We start from the raw sequence: 23,342 nt of genomic DNA, 5'->3' as shown, positions 1-23,342 counted from the left end.
TGAGGCGCGCCACACTTTGCCAAATCGCCAGCCCGACGGGGCGGTCAGGCGATAGCCCGGCACCTGCGGTGCTATTCGGGCTGGGCGATAATCCCCTTTAAGCGCGGCGCGCAACGTGGCAAACCATAGCCCAGACCTATGGGGAGACACGCGCATGACATTCGGCAAAGGCTGCCACCTTCATCTGATCGACGGTTCCGCCTTCATCTTCCGCGCCTATCACGCGCTGCCCCCGCTCACCCGCAAGTCCGATGGCCTGCCCATCGGCGCGGTCGCTGGCTTTTGCAACATGCTGCACCGCTACGTTGAGGGCAACACAGGCCCCGACGCGCCCACACATGTCGCCGTGATCTTTGACAAAGGCTCCCACACCTTCCGCAACGATATGTATGAGCTCTACAAAGCCAACCGCGAGGCCATGCCCGAAGATCTGCGCCCGCAAATGCCGCTCACCCGCCGCGCCACCGAGGCGTTCAACATCGCCTGCAAAGAGCTTGAGGGCTACGAAGCCGACGACATGATCGCGACACTTGCGGTTCAGGCGCGCGAGGCTGGCGGGCGCGTCACAATCATCAGCTCCGACAAAGACCTCATGCAGCTTGTCGGCGGCGGTGTCGAAATGCTCGACGCGATGAAAAACCGCCGGATCGACCGCGACGGCGTGCATGAAAAATTCGGCGTCTACCCCGAGCGCGTTGTCGATGTGCAGGCGCTCGCCGGTGACTCGGTTGATAACGTTCCCGGCGCGCCCGGCATCGGCATCAAAACCGCCGCGCTGCTGATCAACGAATACGGCAGCCTCGAAGAGCTGCTCGACCGCGCCAGCGAAATCAAACAGCCCAAGCGCCGCGAAACCCTCATCGAACACCGCGCCCAGATCGAACTGTCCAAACGCCTCGTGCAGCTCGATTGCGCAACGCCGCTGACCTTCACGCTTGATGACCTCGAGGTGCAAGACCCCGACCCAGACACGCTCCTGAGCTTCCTCGCCGAAATGGAGTTTCGCACGCTCTCCAAGCGGATCGCCGACCAGCTTGGCGCAGAGGCCCCCGAGATCGTGGAGCCAGACGCCCCCGCCGCCCCCGCAGGCGCGCCCGAAGCCCCCGCCTTTGGCGCAGCAACCTACGAGAAGGTCAACACAGCCGAAGCGCTGGAAGCCTGGATCGCCAAGGCCCGCGCCCGCGGCTATGTGGCGGTGGATACCGAAACCACCGGCCTTGACGAAATGCGCGCCGACCTTGTCGGCATTTCGCTCTGCGTGGAGGCGGGCCATGCCTGCTACATCCCGCTCGCGCATAAAGAGGGCGAAGAAGGTCAGCTCTTTGGCACAAACGAGCTGACAGAAGGGCAAATGCCGCTGGAACAGTGCCTGTCCCTGCTCAAACCGCTCCTGGAGGACCCCTCGGTGCTCAAGATCGGGCAGAACATGAAATATGACGCCAAGATGCTCAAACGCTACGGCCTGAATATCGCCCCCATGGATGACACCATGCTCATGTCCTACGCACTGCACGCAGGCGAGCACGGACACGGCATGGACACGCTCTCCGAGCGCTACCTCGGCCACACGCCGATCCCGATCAAGTCGCTCCTTGGCGGCGGCAAATCGGCCATCACATTTGACCGCGTCGCCATTGAGGACGCCGTGACATATGCCGCCGAAGATGCCGACATCACCCTGCGTCTCTGGCAGCTCTTCAAACCACAGCTGCACGCCCAGAAGGTCACCTCCGTCTACGAACGGCTGGAGCGCCCGCTTGTGCCCGTGCTGGCGCAAATGGAGATGCACGGCATCAAGGTGGATCGTGACACGCTGTCACGCATGTCCAACGCTTTCGCGCAGAAAATGGCCGGGCTGGAGGCCGAAATTCACGCGCTTGCCGGCCGCAGCTTCAACGTGGGCAGCCCCAAACAACTGGGCGAAATCCTGTTTGACGAGATGGGCATAGAAGGCGGCAAACGGGGCAAAACAGGCGCTTACGCCACGGGCGCCGATGTGCTCGAAGAACTGGCCACAGAACACGAACTGCCCGCGCGCGTGCTGGACTGGCGCCAGCTCTCCAAGCTCAAAAGCACCTACACCGACGCGCTGCAAGACCACATCAACCCCGAAACAGGCCGCGTGCACACCTCCTATGTGCAAACAGGGGCCAACACCGGGCGCCTCGCCTCGTCCGATCCGAACCTGCAAAACATCCCGATCCGCAGCGAGGAAGGCCGCCGCATCCGCGAAGCCTTTGTCGCCGAAGAGGGCAAAACACTCATCGCGCTTGACTATAGCCAGATCGAGCTGCGCATCCTCGCCCATATCGCAGGGATCGACACGCTCAAACAGGCCTTCCGCGACGGGCACGACATCCACGCCATGACCGCCTCGGAAATCTTCGATGTGCCGCTGGAGGAGATGACCCCCGACATCCGCCGCCGCGCCAAGGCGATCAACTTCGGCGTGATCTACGGCATCTCGGGCTTTGGCCTCGCGCGCAACCTGCGCATCCCGCGCGGCGAGGCGCAGGGCTTCATCGACCGCTACTTCGAACGCTTCCCCGGCATCCGGGCCTATATGGACGCCACAACCGAATTTGCCAAAAGTCACGGTTATGTAGAGACGCTTTTCGGCCGCAAGATCCACACCCCGGAGATCGCCGCCAAAGGCCCGCGCGCCGGCTTTGCCAAACGCGCCGCCATCAACGCGCCCATCCAGGGCACCGCCGCCGACATCATCCGCCGCGCCATGATCCGCATGCCAGAGGCGATTGCAGACTTGCCCGCAAAGATGCTCTTGCAGGTGCACGACGAACTCCTGTTCGAGGTCGAAGATGGCGCTGTCGAGGAAACAATCGCCCGCGCCCGCGAGGTTATGGAAGGCGCCGCCGAACCGGCGGTGAAGATCGACGTGCAGCTTGTGGTCGATGCCGGGCAAGGCGCAAACTGGGCCGAGGCGCATTAACTCATTTCGAATTGTGCTGCGCACAATCCGACCCGCCGGGGGGAGCGCTGCTCCCCCCGGACCCCCCAAGCAGTTTGCGCAGCAAACGCGATGACCGATAGAGCGCACTCGCTGCGCGGAATCGGTGGGATATTTGAGGCAATAAAAAAGGGCTAGGCCGCTTGAGCCGCGTGCCGGCCGGCCCATTTGCCTGTGGCGAGGCAGGCTGTGATGAGATAGCCGCCTGTGGGGGCTTCCCAATCGAGCATTTCGCCGGCGGCAAAGATGTTGGGCTGGCTTTTGAGCATGAGGCCTTCGGTGAGCGCCTCAAAGCGTAAGCCACCGGCTGTGGAGATCGCCTCGTCCATCGGCCTTGGGCCCGCGTGGGCGATGGGCAGGTTTTTGAGCGTTTGGGCAACAGATGTGTCTCTATCCTTGCCGAACTCGAAGAAAAGCGCGCGCTTCACAGGGTCAAGCTTCAGCCGTTTGAGCGCATTGGGCAGGCTCTGTTTGCCCGCTTTTGCGAGGCGGGACTCGATCTGTTGAAGCGTCACGTCTGGCATCAGGTCCAGCCAGAGCGGCGCGCCTTCGCGCATCACTTTAGAGACAGCATAGATGCCGCTGCCTTCCAGCCCGCGCCGCGAGACGACAAATTCGCCACGATGCTTGATCCCGCCAGCCCGCAGCGCGACCGGCTTCACAGGCGCGCCAAACAGCGGCTCCATGTGGCGCGACCACGCCACAGCAAAGCCCATGTTGGCGGGCTGGAACGGCGCGACAAGATCGGGCATCTGCGCGACCCAGGCGCCATCGGAGCCGAGCCTTGCCCAGCTTGCGCCGCCCATGGCCAGCACGGTGACATCGGCGGCAAGCGCAACCTGCCCCGTAGGCGTATCAAAGCTCTGCCCGCCCAGCCAGCGGTGGCGCGTCTTGATGTCAACGCCCAGCGCCGCCAACCTTGCAAGCCAGGCGCGCAGAAGCGGCGAGGCCTTCATCGCCTTGGGAAACACGCGCCCGGAGCTGCCGGTAAAGACCTCCTGCTCCAGCGCTTCGGCCCAGGCTATCACCTGCGCAGGCCCAAAAGCTTCCAGCATCGGGCGCAGGGCAGGCTGCTCATAGGCTGCAACAAAAGCCTCGAAGGGCTGATCTTTCGTGATGTTGAGCCCCGACTTCCCCGCCATGAGAAACTTGCGCGCCACGCTGGGCTTGGCCTCGGCCACCGTCACATGCAGCCCCGCGCGCGCCATCTCTTCGGCGGCCATCAGCCCCGCTGGGCCCGCCCCTATGACAAGGGCGCGCTTCACCCTTGCCGCTTGTCGTGCAGTTCCACAACACGGTGCGGATAGGGGATGGTGATGCCGTTGTCCTTGAGCGCGTTCCAAATGAGGAAGAGCACATCGGAGGTGAACTTGTTCTCGCCGTCGTCCAGCCCGTTGACCCAGAACTCAACGGCAAAATCCACGCCGCTGTCGCCAAAGCCGCGCAGCTCGCAATCGGGCGGATAGGGCTTGGCCAACACCTTGGGGTGCTTGGCCACAGCCGCCTCAACAATGTCAGGCACAAGGTTGATATCGGTGTCATAGCTCACCGAGAAGGGCGCCTCATAGCGGTTGGCACTGCCGGCATCCGAGTAGTTCACCACCCGCGTGGTGATAAAATCTTCGTTGGGAACCACAATCCAGCGGCCATCAAACGTCTCTAATATGGCCGCACGCGCTGTCATCTTCACGATCTTGCCCGCCTCGCCACCGTCCAGCTCGACATAGTCGCCCACGGTTGCCTGCCCCTCAACAAGCAGGATCACACCGGAGATGAAATTGGATGCAATCTTCTGGAGGCCAAAGCCGAGGCCCACACCAATCGCACCACCCAGCACCGCCAGCGAGGTGAGCGATATGCCCATGATGTTCATCAGCAACAAAAAGGCCACACCAAAGATCATAAGCTCGGCTGTCTTGGCCGCCAGCGTGCGCGTGGCGGGGCGCATCTCCTGCTGCTTTTCAATGAAGGCGCTCGACTGATCGTTTGACCAGCGCCCCAGCCAGAACAGGATCGAGCCGGCAATCAGCCCGCGCACGATCGACATGAGCGAGAAGCTGATGTTGCCAAGGCTGATCACGGTTTCGCTCAGCTTGAGGCTGACAAAATCCAGCAAACCGATCGCATAAAGCGCCATCACAGGGATCAACACATAGCGCCCCAAGAGCCTCAAAAACGGGTCGCTCAAGATCTCGCGCACCAGAATGCGCGCAGCGAGGAAGAGAAACACCCGCTTGCCAAAGGCAATCACAGCGCCCGAATCAAACAGCGAGCGCACCACACTTTCGCCTACAGCGGTAAACACATAGGCCAGAAGCGGCAGCATCAACGGGATAAACACCAGAAGCCAGCGCCGCGCATTGGCCAGCATGTTCTGCTGCGTGGCCTCGGGCGTGAGCAGCGCGGCAAGCTTGGGCCGCAGCATCCGCGCCGCCAGAACCGCCAAAAGATAAGCCACAATCAGCAAGGCAAACTGCGACCAGGCCGCAGGGCTCAAAAGCCAGCCCTGCGCCAGCGCCCAGCCTTGGTTCAAATAGCCCATCGCCATGGTGATGATCTCTGGTTGCCCGTCCATGTCCACTTTCCCCGATAACTCGTCCACAGCTATGGCTAATGCCCCGTTCAGACAAATTTTACAACTGAGCAGAGCCAGACCAGCAAACTTGCGCCAGCGCAAAGAGCGCACAGAACAGCTCTGCTATATATGCCCTAGGAAGGAGGGCCCGACATGCCCCTGATCTACGCCGAAGACGACAACACAAAAACCGCCACAATCACGGTTTCAGGCCATATCACCCGCGAAGACTATGACAAGGCGCTCGCGCCCATGCAGGCCTTCATCGACAAACATGGCACCGTCAACTTCATTGAGGTGATCGAAAGCTTCACAGGCTTTGACCCCTCAATCATCTGGCCGGGCCTCAAGTTTGACATCGCCAATATCAAACATATCCGGCGCGTGGCCGTCGTGTCTGATATCGGCTGGATCAGCCCGCTCACAAAGGCCGCTGGCTATTTTATCTCAACCAAGCTGCGCATGTTTGACCTGGCCGAGCTTGAAGAAGCGCGCGACTGGGTCAAATCATCCGCTTGATGCCGCTGATAATCTCGGGTTTTGCCGCCAAAACATCAGCGGCGATGTCCCGCGCCTGCTCCAACAGCGCGTCAGGCGCAACGATCCGGTCAATCAGCCCATAGGCCAGCGCCTCCTCGGCCAATATCTTTTGCCCGCCCATCAGCACCAGCTTGGCGCGCGCCGGGCCAATAAGCGCACGCATCCGCGCCGGGTCCGAGGGTTGCGGCAGAAAGCCGAGCTTCATCACTGGGTAGAAAAACTTGGCCGCAGGCACAGCCAGCCTGATGTCACAGGCCAGCGCCATGCCCATGGCCCCGCCCGCCAGCGTGCCGTTGAGCGCGGCAATGCTGAGCCCCTCAAAAGCCGCCACCGCGCCTGAAAGCCGCTCCCAGAGCGGCGAGGTAGCCAGCCCTGCGCGCGCCTCGTCAAGGTCGGCTCCGGCGGAAAAAACCTTGCCCTCCCCTGTGAGCACAAGCACCCGCGCCGCGCCCGCACCTTCGACAATCTCGCAGAGCTCTTCCAGCATGGCCGCCGTGAGCGAATTGGCCTTTTCAGGGCGGTTTAGAGACACAACCCAGAGTGCTCCGTCTTTTGTGAGGGTAATCATATCAGGCCCACCTTCCGGCGCAGCGCCTCGTCGCGCAGGGCCAGTTCCTGCCCAAGGTGCCCATCGGCCTCTGGCCCGCACATCCACAAAAGCGCGCGCGCCGGCCACTCTGCGGGGATATGGTCCTCCCAGCTCATCTGGCTCACAGGGTTCACACCGCTCGCCTTGATCTCGCGCTGCATCTGCGTGGCCACCGTGCCGGGCGAAAGCCCCATCACCCGCAGCCCGTGGCCCGCGCCTTCCACATGCGCCGCCTTGGTCATCATGGCCGCACCCGCCTTGGAGGCGCAATAATGGCTCCAGCCTTCCAGCGCGTTGTGCGCCGCGCCAGAGCTGATGGTGATGATCGTGCCGTGCCCCTGCTCAAGCATATGCGGCATCACAGCGCGCATTCCGTGGTAAACCCCCTTCAGGTTGATATCGATGGCCTGGCCCCAGGCGGCTGGGTCGCTCTCGGCGAGCATCGCCACAGGCTCGATCACGCCTGCATTGCCAATCAGGATGTCGATCCCGCCAAAGCGGCCCACAGCGTGCTCCACAGCGTTGCGCATATCGCCGTAATTCGCCACATCACAGGCAACCGCCATGGCGTTCTCGCCAATGTCGCGCGCGATCTCGTCAATCACCGCTGCGCTGCGCGCCGTCAAAACCACATGCGCGCCCTTTTGGGCAAACAGCCGGGCCGTGGCCTCGCCAATCCCGCGGCTCGCGCCGGTGATAAGCACAGTTTTGCCGGTTACATCCGCCATGTCATCCTCCTGTTTTTCAACAGTGGTAAAGCTCTGCTAAGCTAACGTCCAGACAGATCACCCTTGATCTGCTTTGCAGCAAAACAAACATTGCCGGCAGGCCGCAGTTCAGAAAGGTTTCCCATGTTCGCCCGTAAACTCCTTCTCAGCAGCTCTTTGCTTGCGCTCACCAGCGCCCCCGCCCTCGCCGATATCACCGCGCAAGAGGTCTGGAGCGAATGGAAGAGCGCCATGCAAGGCTTCGGCTATTCGGTGCAGGGCAGCGAGGCCACCTCTGGCGACACGCTCACAATCACCGGTCTCGTCATGTCGATGCCCCTCCCCGAGGAGGACGTCCAGATCGAGATCAACATGGGCGAAATGTCTCTGACCAACCTCTCCAACGGCACGGTTGAGATCAGCCTCCCCAAAACCCTGCCCATCGCCTTCAGCATTTCAGACGAGGGCGAGGCCGATGTCTCCGGTGCCCTCACCTATGACACCACCGACCTCTCCATGAGAGTTTCGGGCAGCGCCAGCAATATGCGCTACAGCTACACCGCCAGCGCGCTCGATATGACCCTGAGCGAGCTGGTCATCGAGGGCAAGCCCGTCGACATCGGCACACTCGGAATGTCCCTGTCCAACATCGCCGGCAGCACCACCATGAAGGTCGGCAGCCTGCGCGACATCGTGCAGGATTTCACCGCCGATACACTCGCCTACACCGTCGATATCCAGCCCCCCGAAAGCACCCGCGCAGAAGACCGCTTCGCACTGTCAGGCACGCTCAACGCCTTCACATTCCTCGGCACAGGCGCTTACCCCACTGGCGGGTTTGATGTCGCAAACACCTCCTCCATGCTCAAAGCAGGCTTCACCTTTGAGGGCAGCTTTGGCCACACCGGCGGCAACACCCACATCGACATCACAGAGAATGGCCAGCAAACCATCGGCACTTTTTCCTCCGACAGCGGCCTGCTCAAAATGGCGCTGGGCGCGAGCGGCCTCAGCTACAGTGGCGCGGTGCAGGGCCTCACATCAACGATGACAAGCAGCCAAACCCCCTTCCCCGTCGAGCTCAACGCCGCCAAAAGCGCGTTTGCCCTCGCCATGCCCATTGTCCCATCGCCAGAAACGCAAACTTACGGCCTCACCATCGAGCTGAGCGCGCTCACAACCTCCGAAAAGCTCTGGAGCCTGATCGACCCGACAGCCCAGCTCCCGCGCGACCCCGCCACACTACACCTTGAGCTGTCCGGCAAGGCCAAGCTGCTCTCTGACATCCTCGACCCCGCAGGCCTCACCGCGCTGGAGACAGGCGCCACAAAGCCCGCCGAGCTGCATACGCTTGATCTCAACACGCTCAAACTCAGCCTCGCCGGCGCGGCCCTCACAGGCACAGGCGCCTTCACCTTTGACAACAGCGACATGGAGACAATCCCCGGCATACCCCGCCCCACAGGCGCGGTTGACCTTGAGCTGGCGGGAGCCACCACCCTCATGGACAAACTCGTCAGCATGGGCCTGTTGGACGAGGCGCAAGCCACAGGGGCCCGCATGATGCTGGCGCTTTTTGCTGTGCCCGCCGCGGGCGAAGACAGGCTCACCTCCAAAGTCGAAGTCACCAAGGATGGCCACCTGCGCGCCAACGGCCAACGCCTGCGCTAAACCAGAAAACTTTGACCCACCGCCTCGCCACAAGCGTATAGCGTCAAACGACACTGAAAGAACTTGAAGGCCCCCATGACAAAACCCGTCCTGATCCTCGGCAGCGCGCCCTCCGTGTGCGCGGTGCAAAGCTGGCCCAAATCACAGTTTTCCGCCATCGTCGCCATCAACAACGCCTGGCAAATCCGCGAAGACTGGGACTATCACATCGCCCCCGATGACTTCCCCGCCGCCCGTGGCCCCCAAAGCCTGCGTGCCGGTCAGCAGCGTGTCACCTCGGCCGAGTATGTCCCCGCCAACAACGCCTATGGCGGCATACTCTACGCTGGCGGCACAATGGCCTTCACGGCGGGCTACTGGGCGCTGGCCGCGCTGGCCCCCTCGGCGCTGGTCTTTGCGGGCTGCGATATGGTCTACCCCAAAGGTGGCAGCACACATTTCTACGGCACAGGCACAGCCGACCCCTTGCGCGATGACATCACCCTGCGCAACCTTGAGGCCAAGTCCGCCCGCCTCCTGCTTCATGCCGCCGAGCAAAACTGCGCCTGCCTGCGCGCCAGCACGGGCGAGAGCCGTCTTGTCTTCCCCTCTCTCACCGAGGCCGATCTGCCCCGCCTGCGCTCGGTCAAAATAGTCTCTAACACAGCCCAATTCGCCGAAATCAAGGCCCAGGAAAAGGCGCTGGACTACGTCGTGCCCTCTGGCCGCTACTGGGCCAGCCGCAAAAATATCTCCCCCGCCAGGCTCGATGCGCTCGATGAGGCGTGGCTTGGCGCAGTCGTGACTTGAACGCGCGCCGCTAATAGCCCACAACAAAGCCATGAAAAACACGCTCGAAACGCTCGCCCACACCGCCATTGAAGCCGCGCTCAAAGCCGGCGCCGATGCTGCCGATGTCATCACGCTCGAGGGCCGCTCCGTCTCTCTCGATATCCGCGAGGGCAAGCTTGAGCAGGCCGAGCGCGCCGAAGGCACAGACCTCGGCCTGCGTGTCATGGTCGGCCAGCGGCAGGCGATGGTCTCTTCCTCCGACACCCGCCTCGAGGCCCTGCTGCAAGTTGCCGCGCGCGCCGTCGCCATGGCCCATGAAGCGCCGGAAGACCCCTACATCGGCCTCGCTTCACCCGAGCAGCTCGCGCAAAGCTGGGATATCACCGCCTACGAGCTCTATGACGACACCCCCGAGCCTTCTCCGGAGACCCTTCAGGACGACGCCCGCCGCGCCGAGGCCGCCGCGCTCGCTAATATAGGCGTGAGCCAAGTGCAATCCGCCAGCGCGAGCTATTCGCAAACCGCCGTGCACCTCGCCACAAGCACAGGCTTTTCCGGCGGCTATATGCGCTCCTCGCGCGCGCTCTCCTGCGTGGCCATCGCAGGCACGGGCCTTGGCATGGAGCGCGATTATGACGGCGACGGCCGCATCTTCCAGTCCGATCTGCGCAGCGCGGAAGAGATCGGCGCTCAGGCCGCCGCCCGCGCCGTGGCGCGGCTCAATCCGAAAAAGCCCAAAACAGGCCATTACCCGGTGATGTTTGACGAGCGCATCTCCAGCACGCTGGTTGGCCACCTCCTTTCCGCCGTCAACGGCGCGATGGTCGCGCGCGGCTCCTCATGGCTGCGCGACGCTCTGGGCGAGCAGGTTCTGCCCGCGCATCTCTCCATCGTCGAAGACCCGCACCGCCCCCGCACCTCCGGCTCGCGCCCGTTTGATGCCGAGGGCCTGCCCACACAGCCGCGCCACATCGTGCAGAACGGCGTGTTGCAGAGCTGGACGCTCGATCTCGCCAACGCCCGCAAACTCGACATGCAGAGCACAGCCAACGCCGCGCGCGGCACAGGCAGCGCCCCCGCGCCCAGCGTCTGGAACATCGCGCTCACCCAAGGCCGCCACAGCCAGGCCGAGCTGCTGCGCGAAATGGGCACAGGCTTCCTTGTCACCGCGCTCATCGGCTCCACGATCAACCCCAACACAGGCGATTATTCGCGCGGCGCCTCCGGCTTCTGGGTTGAAAACGGCGAGATCACCCACGCGGTGAACGAAGTCACCATCGCAGGCAACCTACGCGAAATGCTGCTGGGTCTCACCCCGGCCAATGATGCCCGCACACATCTCTCCCGCGTGGTGCCCTCCTTGCTCATCGAAGGTCTGACCCTTGCAGGATCCTGACCTCGCCCTGCTCATCAAAGCCGCGCAAAAGTCGGGCGAAATCGCCACTGGCTTCGCCATGGACCGCCTCAAGAAATGGGACAAGGAAGACGGCGCAGGCCCCGTCACCGAAGCCGATCTGGCCGTCAATGCCTACCTCGAAGACACATTGCGCAGCGCCCGCCCCGACTATGGCTGGCTCTCCGAAGAAACCGAAGACACCAGCACCCGCCTTGGCAAGCCCCGCGCTTTTGTTATTGATCCGATCGACGGCACCCGCAGCTTCATAGAAGGCTCCACAACATGGGCCCACAGCTTCGCCATCGTGGAAGAGGGCGCGCCCGTCGCCGCCGTGGTCTACCTGCCCCTGCGCCAAAAGCTCTACGCCGCCGCCCGCGGCCAGGGCGCAACCCTCAATGGCGCGCCCCTCACCATCTCGCCCCAGGCCGATTTCGCCAGCCTCGAAGTCCTCGCCACCAAACCGGTGTTCGATGCCAAACACTGGAAAGCCGGCACACCTAACCTCAAACGCGCCCACCGCCCCTCGCTGGCCTACCGTCTCGCGCTGGTCGCCGAAGGCCGCTTTGACGCCATGATCACCCTGCGCCGCTCCTGGGAATGGGACATCGCCGCCGGCGCGCTCCTGCTTTCTGAGGCCGGCGCCCGCGTCACCGACCGCCTCGGCGTGCCGCTCACTTTCAACAAAGCAGACCCCGCCTCCCAAGGCGTGCTCGCCGCCAGCCCCGCGATGCACGCAAGGCTCCTCAGCGCCCTCGCCTAAGGGAGCACTCTGATCGCTTCTTCTGGTCAAAAATACCTTGAGGGGGGGGATTCAAAAGCAAAGCTTTTGAATCAGGGGGAGCAAAGCTCCCCCAGTTGGTCGGATTGTGCGCAGCACAATTCGAAACCGCTCAGATCCCCGCGTCCACAATCGCTTTCGCCAACAGCGGCACAGTCTCGCGGTTCAACCCGGCAATGTTCATCCGGCTGTCCGGGATCATGTAAATCCCGTTCGCCTCGCGCATCCGCTCCACCATGTCAGCCCCCGTGCCAAGCAGCGAAAACATCCCGCGATGCTCGCGCAAAAAGTTGAAACGGTCCGAGTTCGTCAGCCGCGCGAGCTCCCCCGCCAGCTGTTCGCGCAGCCCCAGCATCCCGAGGCGCACCTCTTCCAGCTCCGCGATCCAATCGGCGCGCAGCGCGTCATCGGTCAAAATCATCGTCACCAGCCGCGCGCCGTGATCAGGCGGGAAGCTGTAGTTCTGACGGTTGAGAAAGGCGAGGTTCTCTTGCGTCAGCGCGGTCTTGCTGGCGTCTTGGCTGACACACATCAAAAGCCCCGTGCGCTCGCGGTAAATGCCGAAATTCTTCGAGCAGCTCGCCGCAATCAGGCACTCGGGCACGCTTGAAGCCACAAGCCGCGTCGCCGCCGCATCTTCCTCCAGCCCGTCGCCAAAGCCTTGGTAGGCAATGTCCACCATCGGGATCGCGCCCTTGGCGTTCATCACATCAATCACCTGCCGGAATTGCTCCAGCGTCAGGTTCGCCCCCGTCGGGTTGTGGCAACAGCCGTGCAGCAGCACAACATCGCCCGCGCGCAAGCCCTCAAGGTCGGCCAGCATCCCGTCAAAATCCACGCTCCGTGTGGCCGCATCAAAGTAGCGGTATTGCACACACTCCAGCCCGACATACTCCAGAATGCTGATGTGGTTGGGCCAGGTCGGGTTGCTCACAAACACCCGCGCCTCGGGCGTGGCCATGCGGATCATCTCAAACGCCTGCCGCACAGCCCCGGTGCCGCCGGGTGTCGCCGCCGCGCCAATGTTCTCGCGCGCCACAGCCTCGCCCAGCACGAGCTTGATCATGGCATCCGCATAAGCCGGGTCGCCCACAAGGCCGACATAGGCCTTGGTGTCCTGCTCTTCCCACAGCTTGTGCTCGGCCGCCTTGATGGCGCGCATCACAGGCGTCACGCCCTCGGCGTTCTTGTAAACACCCACACCAAGGTCAATCTTGTTGGGCCGAGGATCGGCTCTATACTTGCCCATCACCTGCATGATCTTGTCCACAGGCTGGTTCTTCAAATTCCCAAACATCAGGCGTCTCCCGTTGCAACAGGCAGCGTCGCAAACGCGCCCCATTCGGCCCAAGAGCCGTCATATACCGCGTGGTCGGTCTTGCCGATCCGCTCCAAAGCCAGCGACAGGATCGCCGCCGTGATCCCCGATCCGCAGGTGGTGATCACAGGCTTGCCAAGGTCCACGCCCGCGCCTTCAAACACGGCGCGCAGCGCCTCTGGCGCTTTCAGTGTGCCCTCGGCTGTTATCAACGCGCCAAAGGGCACATTCTTGGAGTTCGGAATATGCCCGCCGCGCAGCCCTGCGCGCGGCTCAGGCTCGGTGCCCGCAAAGCGCCCGGCTGCGCGCGCATCCACAATCTCGTAATCCCCCAGCTTGCTGGCCGCCGAAACCTGTGTGACATCTTTCACAAGGTGGTTTTGCACCCGCACGGTCATATGGCGGTCGCGCACGATAGGGGGCAGATCTTCGGTCATGCGCCCTTCAGCCAGCCACTTTGGCAAACCGCCGTCCAACACAGCAACACTCTCCTGCCCCATCAGCTTGAAAAGCCACCAGACCCGCGCCGCCGAGTTCAGTCCAAGCTGGTCATAAACAACCACCTGATGCCCGTCGCCCACGCCCATCTTGCGCATCCGGCTCATGAATTTCTCCACCGGCGGCGCCATATGCGGCAGCTCGGAGCGGTGGTCGCTTATCTCGTCAATGTCAAAAAAACGCGCGCCCGGAATATGCGCGGCGTTGTAACCGGCCACAGGGTCAAGCTCGACATGGGGCAAAACCCATGTCGCATCCAAGATCCTCAAATCTGGGTTTTTCAAATGCTGGGCCAGCCACTCTGTGCTCACCAGCGTCTTCGGATCATCCCCGGCCATCATCGCCCCCATCATCTGTTGCCTATTTCTCTAGCGCGGCGTCGCCAACGGGGCAAGCCTGCGCCCGATCAATCTCCATGGCGCAGCAAACGCTGCTTCTGGCGGCCCCAGTCCCGTTTGGCGTCAGAGGCGCGCTTGTCGTGGTTCTTCTTGCCCTTGGCAATCCCGATCTTGAGCTTCACCATCCCACGGTGGTTGAAATACATCACCAAAGGCACAAGAGTCATCCCTTTGCGGTTGGTTGCACTCCAGAGGTTGCCCAGCTCCTTGCGGCTGGCCAACAGCTTGCGGCGGCGGCGCTCTTCATGCTTGAACTGCCGCGCCTGCTTGTAAGGCGCGATATAACTGTTCACCAGCCAAAGCTCGCCATCTTCCACTGTCGCATAGCTTTCGGCAATGTTGGAACCGCCGTCGCGCAAGGATTTGACTTCAGACCCCTCCAGCATGATCCCGCACTCCAGATCATCCTCAATAGCATAATCATAGCGCGCGCGCCGGTTCTCGGCGATCACCTTGTAGTTCGGGTCTGATTTTGTCTTACCGTGTGCCATGCCTGCCAGATAATCCCGCTTACCCTGAAAGTCGAGGGGCCTGTGCCACCCCCGCCGTAGGGTGCGCATTTACTGCGCACCATCCAAGCCTGCCCGCGCACGCCCTGCGCACCGTTACCAAATGATTAACAGAAATTTTCAAAGGTTAATTGGCCCGCAAACCCGAGTCAGCCGGTGCACGCCCTGTGCACGGGGTGTGCACGCATGTCACCCCCCCGAAATCAGCCGTTAACCCCGGCGGGCGCATCGTTAACCTCTACGACCTCCGCGTCATCAATCTCCGCAGCCTCTGTCGGCGCATCAGCCTCCGGCAACCCCACAATCAACGGCAGCATGGCCACGCTCGAAACCGCCGGCCCCGCGCCCTCCGGCGGGCGCTTCCAGCTCAGCGTGTCCAGCGCCCCGCAGTGGTCACAGGTGGGGGTCCAGTCTCCGTGGATGTGCTGACACTTGTCACAAACCCACTGTGGCCCGCGCGGCGCGCTCAAAGCCCGCGCCAGCCAGCCTTTGACAACCGTGTCCGAAGCGCCCTCGCCACGCTCGATCGCGGCCATGATGGTCAGCGCACGCGCATCCGGATCTGTCTCGACAAGGTCGCCAAGGCTACGGCGCGCCTCGGGGAAATCTTCGGCCGCAATATTCAGTTCCGCGAGCAGCAGTTTGGTCTCTGCATTCTCGGGGTTTACAGCGGTCAGCTTGCGGAAGCGTTTCAGGCGCTTCTCCGGGGTTTCCTCTGGCACAATCTCGGCAAACGCACCGGCAAGGTCAGGGTGCGGGCGCGCCGCCCAGGCCTTTGAAACAACGCGCGTCGCATATCTCGCCTTGCCTTGTTTGATGTAGCTGCGCGCTGCCATAACGGCCGCCGGAATAAGATCAGGCGAGAGCTTGTTGGCCTCGATCGCGCGCTCCTGCGCCGCAATGCCGTCGTCCTCGTCAAGCACGTCTTTGGCCTCGCTCAGCGCCAGAACGGCATCGCGCCGCCTGTGCAGATCGCGTGGCAGGGCCCCGTGTTTGAGCTGGGCATTCAGCGTGGCGCGCGCGCCTGTCCAGTCGGCGCCTTCGGCCTGTAATTTCAGCAGCAGGTCTTGCGTTTCCTCATGCGCGGGCTTGAGGGCAAAGGCCGTTTTGGCGAGTGCCAGCGCCTTGTCGGTTTCGCCCGCTGCGAGCCTTTGTTTCAAGATACCACGCACCCCCACAAAACGGGTCCGCTCCTCTGTCAGCAGGCTCTTGTAAGCAGCTTCGGCACGGGCCTGATCGCCCGCCATTTCCGCCGCCTGCGCGGTGAGAAGATTGGTCAGGTCGGGCCGGTCCAGATAGCGGTTGGCCCGCGCCGCCTTGGCCAGGGCAAGGCGGCCCTCGCCTGAGGCCAGCGCCAGCATTCCATCAGCCAGAGCCTGAAAGCCCTTGCGCTCTCTGTTGCGGTCAAAATAGCGGGAAATCGCCGTTTCATCGCCATTGAGAAAGTGAAAGGTTGCCGCCAGAAGGCCCATGATTTTCAGGAACACCCAAACAGCGGCCACCAGCAGCAGCAGCCCGATCACCGCTTGCAGCGGTGTCAGGCTATACTCCTGCCCCGCTAGGGCAATCCGCAGCCCGCCCTCAAGCGCCAGCAGTTCCAGAGCGCCAAAGCTGGCCGCGGCAATCAGGGCGAAAAACAGGAAAATCTTTATCAATGGCCAAAGCATCTTTTCACCCTCAGTTGTTGTTGATCTGCTGGCTCAGCGCAGTGGCCGCGTCCAGGGCCGCAAGCCTTGCCCGGGCCGTTTCCAGCCAGGCTTGAAGCGGGGTCAGCGCGGCTTCCGGCAGCCCCTCGGCTTCGGCCAGAACATCCCCCAGACGTCCCTCGCGCGCCGCGGCCTCCATCCGCGAGAGAACCGCGTCAGGGTCACTGCCGGCGCGGGGGGAGAGCGAGCGCGCGTTGAGCTGGGTTTTCAGGAAGGCGCCAATACCGCCGCTGCCCGCACCCTGACGCGCGGCGGCAAGCGCGGCCCGCGCGGCCTCGGGAAAGGCCTGCGACAACGCCGCTTCCGAAGCAACACCGCCCGCCCGCGCTTGCAGCGCGGCAGGCACCTCGACCCCGGCCTCGCGCAGGTTGTTCAAAGCCGATTCGAAGCTGGATCCGGTCTCCAAAGAGGTTAATATCTGGCTCATCGCAGAGCGCCGCAACGCCTCCTGCGCCTGCATATCCCCCCTCTGCGCCACCACCACCTCCTGCAACGCCGCCAACTCGCGTTCATAGGCTTCTATGGCGGCTGGAGAGGCCGCCTCAACAGGCGCTTTTTCCAGGGCGCTCAACCGCTCCTGAAGGGTTCCAAACTGGCCCATGGCCGCTTGTTGCTCTGCCAAATCTTCTGCCAGGGTTTCAACCCTGTCGCTCAGCTCCAGAAGGCGCGCATCTAGCAGATTTTCGGCACTATTGTTTTCCAGAACCGCTTTGACAGCGGCGATATCTGCCGCCTGAGCCTCCAGGCGATCCAACAGAACCTCTATCTTGGGCTCCTGTGGCTCCGGAAGCCAGCTCTGCGGCAAATTGGGGAGCAAATAGAGCGCCGCCCCAAAACCCACCGCTGCAGACAGACCGCCGCCAAAAACCAATGGCCAGAAGACGCTCCGGGCCCGCGCCGGCGGCATATCTGGCTCGCCCAATGTGGGGGCGTCTTGGGTGAAATCGGTGCCCGCCGGCTGCGTTTCAGCCTCTTCTGACAGCCCCTCTGTATCGCCTGGTTCCTCATCGCCTGGTTCCTCGGGCGCATCAGCCGTTTGTGGGGCCTCGCGATCATGCACCAGCTCTTCGGTTTCAGGCGGTGTGAGATCTGCGTCTGTCTTGGTCTTTTCTGTCTTGCGTGCCACGGCGCGCAGCCCTCCCGAATCTCACCATTCCAATACCGCATGAAGCTTAGACGCCCCTTGGCAAAGCCTCAAGCAATCATAGGCTGTCAATCAGCCGCAGGCAGGCCTTCACCATCCCCGCCGTGTCAGGGGTTTGCGCAACACAGCTGCGCTCGGTTACAAGGCCTTGCGCCGCCTCTTTGGCTTTTTGGCTGATAAATATGGCCCAAAGCGCCTCTGCACCCTGTGCTTGCGCCGCAAAAGTCCGGGCCGTGCGCGGCGAAAAAAGGGGGGCCAAAACGGGCCGGGGCCCTTGCAGGGCGGCCAGCGCCAATCCGCTCAAGGCCACGAGCGGCTGCTCATAGACAACCACAGAGTCAATCATCGGTAATGTCGCAAAATCAACCGCCACATGCGCCCCGCGCGCGTGCAAAACCCCACGGGTCTCGCGGGCCAGCCTTGGCCATAAGGTGGCCGCATCGGGCGCAACATCCAAAACCTCAAACCCGGCATCCTGCGCAACACGCGCAGTTGCGCGCCCCACGCAGTAAGCCAGCCCAGCTTGCCCTCCGGCGGCGAGATAGCCGCGAACACCATGCGCCGAGGTAAACAGCATTGTCTCCGCTTCCGGCAGCACCTGAGGGGCGACAAAAGCAATCTCGATCACCGGGCTGATCAAGGTTTCAAGCTCGGGCCGAAGCGCTTGCATCTGGGCTGCAAACCTATGAGCGGCCTCGGTTGGGCGTGTGATAAGAAGCAGAGGTAAACTTGTTTTAGACATGGCTTAGGTGTTACCTGCCGCCATAGCTCCTTGCAATGAAAAGCCCCATGACACACTCGCTCACAATTCTCGGCATAGAAAGCAGCTGCGACGATTCGGCGGCGGCTGTCTTGCGCGGCACCTCTGGCGCAGCAGATGTGCTGTCATCGGTTGTCGAGGGGCAAACCAGCCTGCACGCGGCCTTTGGCGGCGTCGTGCCAGAAATTGCCGCGCGCGCCCATGCCGAACGGCTGGACGGCTGCGTCAAACAGGCGCTCGCCCAAGCCGGACTCACGCTGCCGGACCTTGACGCCATCGCTGTCACCGCCGGGCCCGGGCTGATTGGTGGGGTCATGTCGGGGGTCGCGCTGGCCAAAGGCCTCTCTGCCGGATCGGGAAAACCGCTGATTGGCGTCAATCATCTCGCCGGTCATGCGCTCACCCCACGGCTCACCGACGGGGCGCAATTCCCCTATCTCATGCTGCTGGTCTCGGGTGGGCATTGCCAGTTTCTGCTGGTGCGTGGACCGGCTGATTTTACCCGCCTCGGCGGCACAATCGACGATGCGCCGGGCGAAGCCTTTGACAAGACCGCCCGCCTGCTTGGCCTGCCGCAGCCCGGTGGGCCCAGCGTTGAGGCTGAAGCGGCCACGGGCCTTGCAAGCCGCTTTCGCTTGCCCCGCCCGCTGCTTGATCGGGCTGGGTGTGACCTCTCTTTTTCCGGCTTAAAAACCGCGTTGCTGCGCACACGGGATAACCTCGTTGCCGAAAAGGGCGGCCTCACCCGTCAGGACCGAGCCGATCTTTGCGCCGGGTTTCAAGCCGCTGTTGCTGATGTTCTGGCCGAGAAAGCCCGTCGCGCCATGGCGCTGTATATGGAAAGCGCCCCCCAAACGCCGACCCTGGCTGTGGCCGGGGGCGTGGCCGCAAATCAGGCTATTCGCGCCTGCTTAGAGACTGTTTCTGCCGAGTTCGGGGCACAATGCCTCACCCCTCCATTGGACCTGTGCACCGACAATGCCGCCATGATCGCCTATGCGGGGTTGGAGCTTTTTGAGGCGGGTCAGCAGGATGATCTGACGCTGGTCGCCCGCCCCCGCTGGCCGCTTGACAGCGCCAGCCCTGCCATGCTCGGCTCAGGCAAAAAGGGAGCAAAAGCATGATCACAGTGTTGGGCGCAGGCGCTTTTGGCACATCCCTGGCAATTTCACTGGCCCATGCCGGACAGCCGGTAACCCTCTGGGCGCGGCGCGGCGCAAAAGACATGCAGGCCCGCCGCCTCAACCTGCGTCGGTTGCCCGATGCCCCTTTCCCCGAAAGCCTTTTGGTGACAGAGGCCCTGAACGCGCTGCCAGCCGATGGCCCGATGATCCTTGCGGTTCCCATGCAAGAGCTGCGTGGCTTTTTGCAGGACAACGCCACCATCCTCGGTGGCCGCACCCTTGTGGCCGCCTGTAAGGGGCTCGACCTGACAACCCACCTTGGCCCTGTTCAAACCCTTCAAACCCTGCTGCCCGATGCCCAAGCTGCCCTGCTCACAGGGCCCAGCTTTGCAGCTGATATCGCGCAGGGCCTGCCGACAGCGCTCACCTTGGCCTGCGCAGATCCGGCGGTTGGCAAGGCTCTGCAACAGGCTCTGACAACGCCCAACTTGCGCCTCTATCGCACGACAGACACCACGGGCGCCGAGCTTGGGGGCGCCTTGAAAAACGTGATTGCCATCGCCTGTGGCGCCTGTATCGGCAAAAACATGGGTGACAGTGCCCGTGCGGCCCTCATCACCCGCGGCTTTGCCGAAATGCAGCGGCTTGCCCTGCGCAGGGGGGCCCGCCCGGAAACACTCACCGGGCTGTCCGGCTTTGGAGATCTGGCTCTGACCTGCACCTCCGAACTGTCGCGCAACTATCGCTACGGCCTTGCCCTTGGGCGCAACACACCCTTTGACAGCGCCTTGACCGTAGAGGGGGTTGCGACGGCCAATGCGGTAGTTGCCTGGGCCGAAGAGCTGGGTGTTGATATGCCAATCTGCACGGCTGTTGCCGCGCTTAGCCGCGGGCAGTATAGCGTTTCAGATGCCCTTCATACCCTCCTCTCACGCCCCCTAAAGGAAGAATAAATGTATATCGCCCTTATCTGCACCGACAAGGCCAATGCCCTTGAAACCCGCAAATCTAACCGCGATGCGCATCTTGCATATATCGCCGAGACCGGCGTTGTCGCGATGGCCGGCCCCTTGCTGAACGACGCCGCAGAGATGGCCGGGTCGCTTGTCATCCTTGATGTTGAAGACAAGGCCGCCGCAGAAAGCTGGGCCGCAAATGACCCCTATGCAAAGGCCGGCCTGTTTTCAGATGTGCGCATCCAGCCCTGGAAAAAGGTGATCGGCTGATGCAGCACTGGCTGTTCAAATCAGAACCCGACACCTGGAGCTGGCAAGACCAGCTCGCCAAAGGCGACAGCGGCGAGGAATGGGATGGCGTGCGCAACTACCAGGCGCGCAACTTCATGCGCGCCATGAAGACCGGTGATCTTGGGTTTTTCTATCACAGCCAGAGCGAAAAAGCCGTTGTCGGCATTGTTCAGGTGATCGCCGAGGCCCACCCTGACAGCAGCACCCAAGACCCACGCTGGGACTGTGTTGACATAAAAGCACTGCGCCCCTTTGAAACCCCTGTGACATTGGCGCAAATCAAGGCTGACCCTCGCCTTGCCGAGATGCCGCTTGTCAAAAGCCCCCGGCTGTCTGTGCAACCTGTGAGCGCTCAGGCCTGGCAGATTATCTGTGCTTTGGGAAACACTATGGCCTAAACACACTGGCCTAAACATGGTGGCCTAAAAGACAAAGAGGGTCCGGCCTGATACATCTGGCTGAACCCTCTTTCTCCCCATGTGCTCCCTAACCACCACACATGAATTCTAATCTGGGTCCGGCCATACTGACTCGGGCAAGATTACCCTAGCGCAGCTTGCTGCGCAGGCCAAACGCCAACTGCTTAAAACATAGCTCAAATAGAAAACGCCCGCCTGAACAGACGGGCGCCTCAGACATGCGTTTCCGGCTCAGCCGTAGACGGCTTCTTTGCCAAAATGTTTGGTCAACATGTAATAAACCACCGCGCGATACTTGTTGCGCTCCGAACGCCCGTAGGTTTCGATCACCGCATTGATCGCGTCCATGAGCTCGGGGCCCTCTGCAAGGCCCAGCTTCTTCTTGAGGAAGTTTTCTTTCACTGTCTCAAGTTCGCTGGCCTGCGTGGCCGCAACCGTGGAGGCGTCTGCGTTGTATATTGCAGGGCCACAGCCGATCGTCACTTTGGTCAAAAGTGCCATATCTGGCGTCATGCCACATTTGTTGATGAGATCTTCCGCATATTGCGCAATGAGATCGTCCCGTTTTCCCATACTCTTACTCCCGATACTGAGGTGGTTCAGCCTGATACAAAACCCGTTAAAACGTAGCCAAAGCCTACTGGCACTTCGGCCCAAGACAAAGGGAAAAATTGGGATTTTTCGTCACAGCCCAGCCGCGCCAATGGCTTAGCGCGCAAAAAACCCCGCAAGGCACGGGGCTTTGCGGGGCGGATCACTTGGCCAAATGGCGCAGGCTCTAGTAGCGGTAGTGCTCCGGCTTGAAGGGCCCCTCAGGCGATACGCCAATATAGGCCGCCTGCTCGGGGTCCATCTTGGTGAGCTTCACACCGATACGGTCAAGATGCAGCCGCGCAACCTTTTCATCCAGATGCTTGGGCAGGATATAGACCTGATTGTCATACTGATCGCCATTCTTAAACAGCTCGATCTGCGCCAGAACCTGGTTGGTGAAAGAAGCTGACATCACAAAGCTGGGGTGGCCCGTGGCGTTGCCAAGGTTCAGCAAACGGCCTTCGGACAACAGGATCAAGCGGTTGCCGTTCGGCATCTCGATCATATCAACCTGTTCTTTGATGTTCGTCCATTTGTGGTTGCGCAAATTCGCAACCTGAATTTCATTGTCAAAATGGCCGATGTTGCCAACAATCGCCATATCCTTCATCTCGCGCATATGCTCGATGCGGATCACGTCCTTGTTGCCGGTGGTGGTGATGAAGATATCCGCCGTGCTGACCACATCTTCCAGCAGCACCACTTCAAATCCGTCCATGGCCGCCTGTAGCGCGCAGATCGGGTCAACTTCTGTCACCTTCACACGCGCACCCGCGCCCGCAAGCGACGCCGCAGAGCCCTTGCCCACATCGCCATAGCCCATCACAACAGCCACCTTGCCTGCCATCATCGTGTCGGTGGCGCGGCGAATACCGTCCACAAGGCTCTCTTTACAGCCATATTTGTTATCAAACTTCGACTTGGTCACAGAGTCGTTCACGTTGATCGCAGGGAAGGGCAGCTGGCCTTGCTTGTGCAGCTCATAAAGGCGGTGCACGCCGGTTGTTGTCTCTTCGGAAACACCAAGAATCGCGTCCCGCGTCTTGGCAAACCAGCCAGGCGTTTCGGCCATACGCTTCTGGATCTGCTTCTTGATCACCTCTTCTTCTTCCGATGTCGGAACAGCCAGCACATCCTCGCCCGCTTCCATCCGCGCGCCGAGCAGCACATAAAGCGTTGCGTCGCCGCCATCATCGAGGATCATGTTCGCCCCATCCGGAAACATGAACGAGCGGTCCAGATAATCCCAATGCTCTTCCAGCGTCTGGCCCTTGATGGCAAACACCGGCGTCCCGCCCGCTGCAATTGCAGCCGCAGCGTGGTCTTGCGTGGAGAAAATGTTGCACGAGGCCCAGCGCACATCGGCCCCAAGCTCAACCAGAGTTTCAATCAAAACAGCGGTCTGAATGGTCATATGCAAAGAGCCGACAATGCGCGCGCCCTTGAGCGGCTGCTCTTCTCCATATTCCTTGCGCAGAGCCATGAGGCCCGGCATTTCCGTTTCGGCAATATCAAGCTCCTTGCGGCCAAACTCCGCAAGCGAGATGTCTTTTACAATATAGTCAGATGGCATGATGATACCTATGTTCAACCCGTTTGGCTGGGCGGTATCATCTTAACCGGCGCTGCG

At 61.9% G+C, this 23,342-nt stretch carries 22 protein-coding genes; 10 read left to right on the top strand and 12 right to left on the bottom strand.

What is annotated here, in order from left to right; translation table 11 throughout:
• Window positions 1-154: 154 nt before the first annotated feature.
• Window positions 155-2,950 (top strand): DNA polymerase I, encoded by a 2,796-nt coding sequence (gene polA, locus Q0478_RS06770; RefSeq protein WP_298677476.1) that lies wholly within the window; start codon window positions 155-157, stop codon window positions 2,948-2,950.
• A gap of 152 nt (window positions 2,951-3,102) precedes the next feature.
• On the opposite strand, the gene Q0478_RS06765 is transcribed toward polA, so the two are convergent.
• Both Q0478_RS06765 and Q0478_RS06760 read right to left on the bottom strand, forming a co-directional pair.
• The gene (locus tag Q0478_RS06765) at window positions 3,103-4,233 is read right to left on the bottom strand and encodes a TIGR03862 family flavoprotein (RefSeq protein WP_298677474.1); all 1,131 of its coding nucleotides are present in this window, start codon (window positions 4,231-4,233) and stop codon (window positions 3,103-3,105) included.
• Entirely contained in the window at window positions 4,230-5,543 is a 1,314-nt protein-coding gene (locus Q0478_RS06760) for a mechanosensitive ion channel domain-containing protein (RefSeq protein WP_298677471.1), read from the bottom strand. The genes Q0478_RS06765 and Q0478_RS06760 overlap by 4 nt, the downstream gene beginning before the upstream one ends.
• A gap of 153 nt (window positions 5,544-5,696) precedes the next feature.
• Here Q0478_RS06760 and Q0478_RS06755 point away from each other — a divergent pair, with 153 nt between their 5' ends.
• Window positions 5,697-6,062, top strand: a complete 366-nt coding sequence (locus Q0478_RS06755) for an STAS/SEC14 domain-containing protein (protein ID WP_298677468.1) — start codon at window positions 5,697-5,699, stop codon at window positions 6,060-6,062.
• On the opposite strand, the gene Q0478_RS06750 is transcribed toward Q0478_RS06755, so the two are convergent.
• Entirely contained in the window at window positions 6,046-6,651 is a 606-nt protein-coding gene (locus tag Q0478_RS06750) for an enoyl-CoA hydratase/isomerase family protein (protein ID WP_298677467.1), read from the bottom strand. The genes Q0478_RS06755 and Q0478_RS06750 overlap by 17 nt on opposite strands.
• Window positions 6,648-7,400, bottom strand: a complete 753-nt coding sequence (locus Q0478_RS06745) for an SDR family oxidoreductase (protein WP_298677466.1) — start codon at window positions 7,398-7,400, stop codon at window positions 6,648-6,650. Before Q0478_RS06745 ends, Q0478_RS06750 begins: the two co-directional genes overlap by 4 nt.
• Window positions 7,401-7,523: 123 nt before the next feature.
• Between Q0478_RS06745 and Q0478_RS06740 the strand changes: the two genes are divergently transcribed.
• The 4 genes from Q0478_RS06740 (at window position 7,524) to Q0478_RS06725 (ending at window position 11,977) form a co-directional block, all read left to right on the top strand.
• Window positions 7,524-9,050 (top strand): DUF2125 domain-containing protein, encoded by a 1,527-nt coding sequence (locus Q0478_RS06740; protein ID WP_298677464.1) that lies wholly within the window; start codon window positions 7,524-7,526, stop codon window positions 9,048-9,050.
• Window positions 9,051-9,125: 75 nt separating this feature from the next.
• Window positions 9,126-9,839: a hypothetical protein gene (locus tag Q0478_RS06735; protein WP_298677463.1), complete on the top strand. Its 714-nt coding sequence runs from the start codon at window positions 9,126-9,128 to the stop codon at window positions 9,837-9,839.
• Between the two features lie 31 nt (window positions 9,840-9,870).
• On the top strand, window positions 9,871-11,217 hold the full coding sequence (locus tag Q0478_RS06730; RefSeq protein ID WP_298677461.1) for a TldD/PmbA family protein: 1,347 nt from the start codon (window positions 9,871-9,873) through the stop codon (window positions 11,215-11,217).
• Window positions 11,204-11,977 (top strand): 3'(2'),5'-bisphosphate nucleotidase CysQ, encoded by a 774-nt coding sequence (locus tag Q0478_RS06725; RefSeq protein ID WP_298677458.1) that lies wholly within the window; start codon window positions 11,204-11,206, stop codon window positions 11,975-11,977. Before Q0478_RS06730 ends, Q0478_RS06725 begins: the two co-directional genes overlap by 14 nt.
• 130 nt (window positions 11,978-12,107) lie before the next feature.
• Here Q0478_RS06725 and Q0478_RS06720 read toward each other — a convergent pair whose 3' ends face one another.
• The 6 genes from Q0478_RS06720 to Q0478_RS06695 all read right to left on the bottom strand — a co-directional run bounded on the left by Q0478_RS06720 (window position 12,108) and on the right by Q0478_RS06695 (window position 18,238).
• Entirely contained in the window at window positions 12,108-13,292 is a 1,185-nt protein-coding gene (locus tag Q0478_RS06720) for an amino acid aminotransferase (RefSeq protein WP_298677455.1), read from the bottom strand.
• Complete coding sequence (gene sseA / locus Q0478_RS06715) at window positions 13,292-14,164, bottom strand: 3-mercaptopyruvate sulfurtransferase (RefSeq protein WP_298677453.1); 873 nt, start codon at window positions 14,162-14,164, stop codon at window positions 13,292-13,294. The genes Q0478_RS06720 and sseA overlap by 1 nt, the downstream gene beginning before the upstream one ends.
• A 53-nt stretch (window positions 14,165-14,217) precedes the next feature.
• Complete coding sequence (gene smpB, locus Q0478_RS06710; protein WP_298677450.1) at window positions 14,218-14,700, bottom strand: SsrA-binding protein SmpB; 483 nt, start codon at window positions 14,698-14,700, stop codon at window positions 14,218-14,220.
• Between the two features lie 221 nt (window positions 14,701-14,921).
• Window positions 14,922-16,385: a heme biosynthesis HemY N-terminal domain-containing protein gene (locus Q0478_RS06705; RefSeq protein WP_298677447.1), complete on the bottom strand. Its 1,464-nt coding sequence runs from the start codon at window positions 16,383-16,385 to the stop codon at window positions 14,922-14,924.
• A gap of 10 nt (window positions 16,386-16,395) precedes the next feature.
• Entirely contained in the window at window positions 16,396-17,550 is a 1,155-nt protein-coding gene (locus Q0478_RS06700; protein ID WP_298677444.1) for a hypothetical protein, read from the bottom strand.
• A gap of 76 nt (window positions 17,551-17,626) precedes the next feature.
• Window positions 17,627-18,238: a uroporphyrinogen-III synthase gene (locus tag Q0478_RS06695; RefSeq protein WP_298677442.1), complete on the bottom strand. Its 612-nt coding sequence runs from the start codon at window positions 18,236-18,238 to the stop codon at window positions 17,627-17,629.
• 119 nt (window positions 18,239-18,357) lie between these two features.
• Between Q0478_RS06695 and tsaD the strand changes: the two genes are divergently transcribed.
• The 4 genes from tsaD to Q0478_RS06675 are packed head-to-tail and all read left to right on the top strand — an operon-like array spanning window position 18,358 to window position 21,097.
• A complete protein-coding gene (tsaD, locus tag Q0478_RS06690; protein WP_298677441.1) occupies window positions 18,358-19,452 on the top strand; it encodes a tRNA (adenosine(37)-N6)-threonylcarbamoyltransferase complex transferase subunit TsaD in 1,095 nt (364 codons plus the stop codon).
• Window positions 19,449-20,405, top strand: a complete 957-nt coding sequence (locus Q0478_RS06685; RefSeq protein ID WP_298677438.1) for an NAD(P)H-dependent glycerol-3-phosphate dehydrogenase — start codon at window positions 19,449-19,451, stop codon at window positions 20,403-20,405. The genes tsaD and Q0478_RS06685 overlap by 4 nt, the downstream gene beginning before the upstream one ends.
• Window positions 20,406-20,678 carry a YciI family protein gene (locus Q0478_RS06680; protein WP_298677436.1) on the top strand — a complete coding sequence of 91 codons (273 nt, stop codon included), beginning with the start codon at window positions 20,406-20,408 and terminating at the stop codon, window positions 20,676-20,678. It abuts the gene before it with no gap.
• Window positions 20,678-21,097 carry an EVE domain-containing protein gene (locus tag Q0478_RS06675; protein ID WP_298677432.1) on the top strand — a complete coding sequence of 140 codons (420 nt, stop codon included), beginning with the start codon at window positions 20,678-20,680 and terminating at the stop codon, window positions 21,095-21,097. Before Q0478_RS06680 ends, Q0478_RS06675 begins: the two co-directional genes overlap by 1 nt.
• A gap of 252 nt (window positions 21,098-21,349) precedes the next feature.
• Here the strand turns inward: Q0478_RS06675 and Q0478_RS06670 are convergent, their stop codons facing one another.
• The gene (locus Q0478_RS06670) at window positions 21,350-21,691 is read right to left on the bottom strand and encodes a DUF2853 family protein (RefSeq protein WP_298677430.1); all 342 of its coding nucleotides are present in this window, start codon (window positions 21,689-21,691) and stop codon (window positions 21,350-21,352) included.
• Between the two features lie 205 nt (window positions 21,692-21,896).
• A complete protein-coding gene (ahcY, locus tag Q0478_RS06665) occupies window positions 21,897-23,285 on the bottom strand; it encodes an adenosylhomocysteinase (RefSeq protein ID WP_298677427.1) in 1,389 nt (462 codons plus the stop codon).
• Window positions 23,286-23,342: the final 57 nt, after the last annotated feature.

The sequence above is a fragment of the uncultured Lentibacter sp. genome, from assembly GCF_937123735.1.
Classification (GTDB): domain Bacteria; phylum Pseudomonadota; class Alphaproteobacteria; order Rhodobacterales; family Rhodobacteraceae; genus Lentibacter.
The sequence above is the reverse complement of the archived record's forward strand: the minus strand, read 5'-3'. Positions and strand labels throughout refer to the sequence as shown.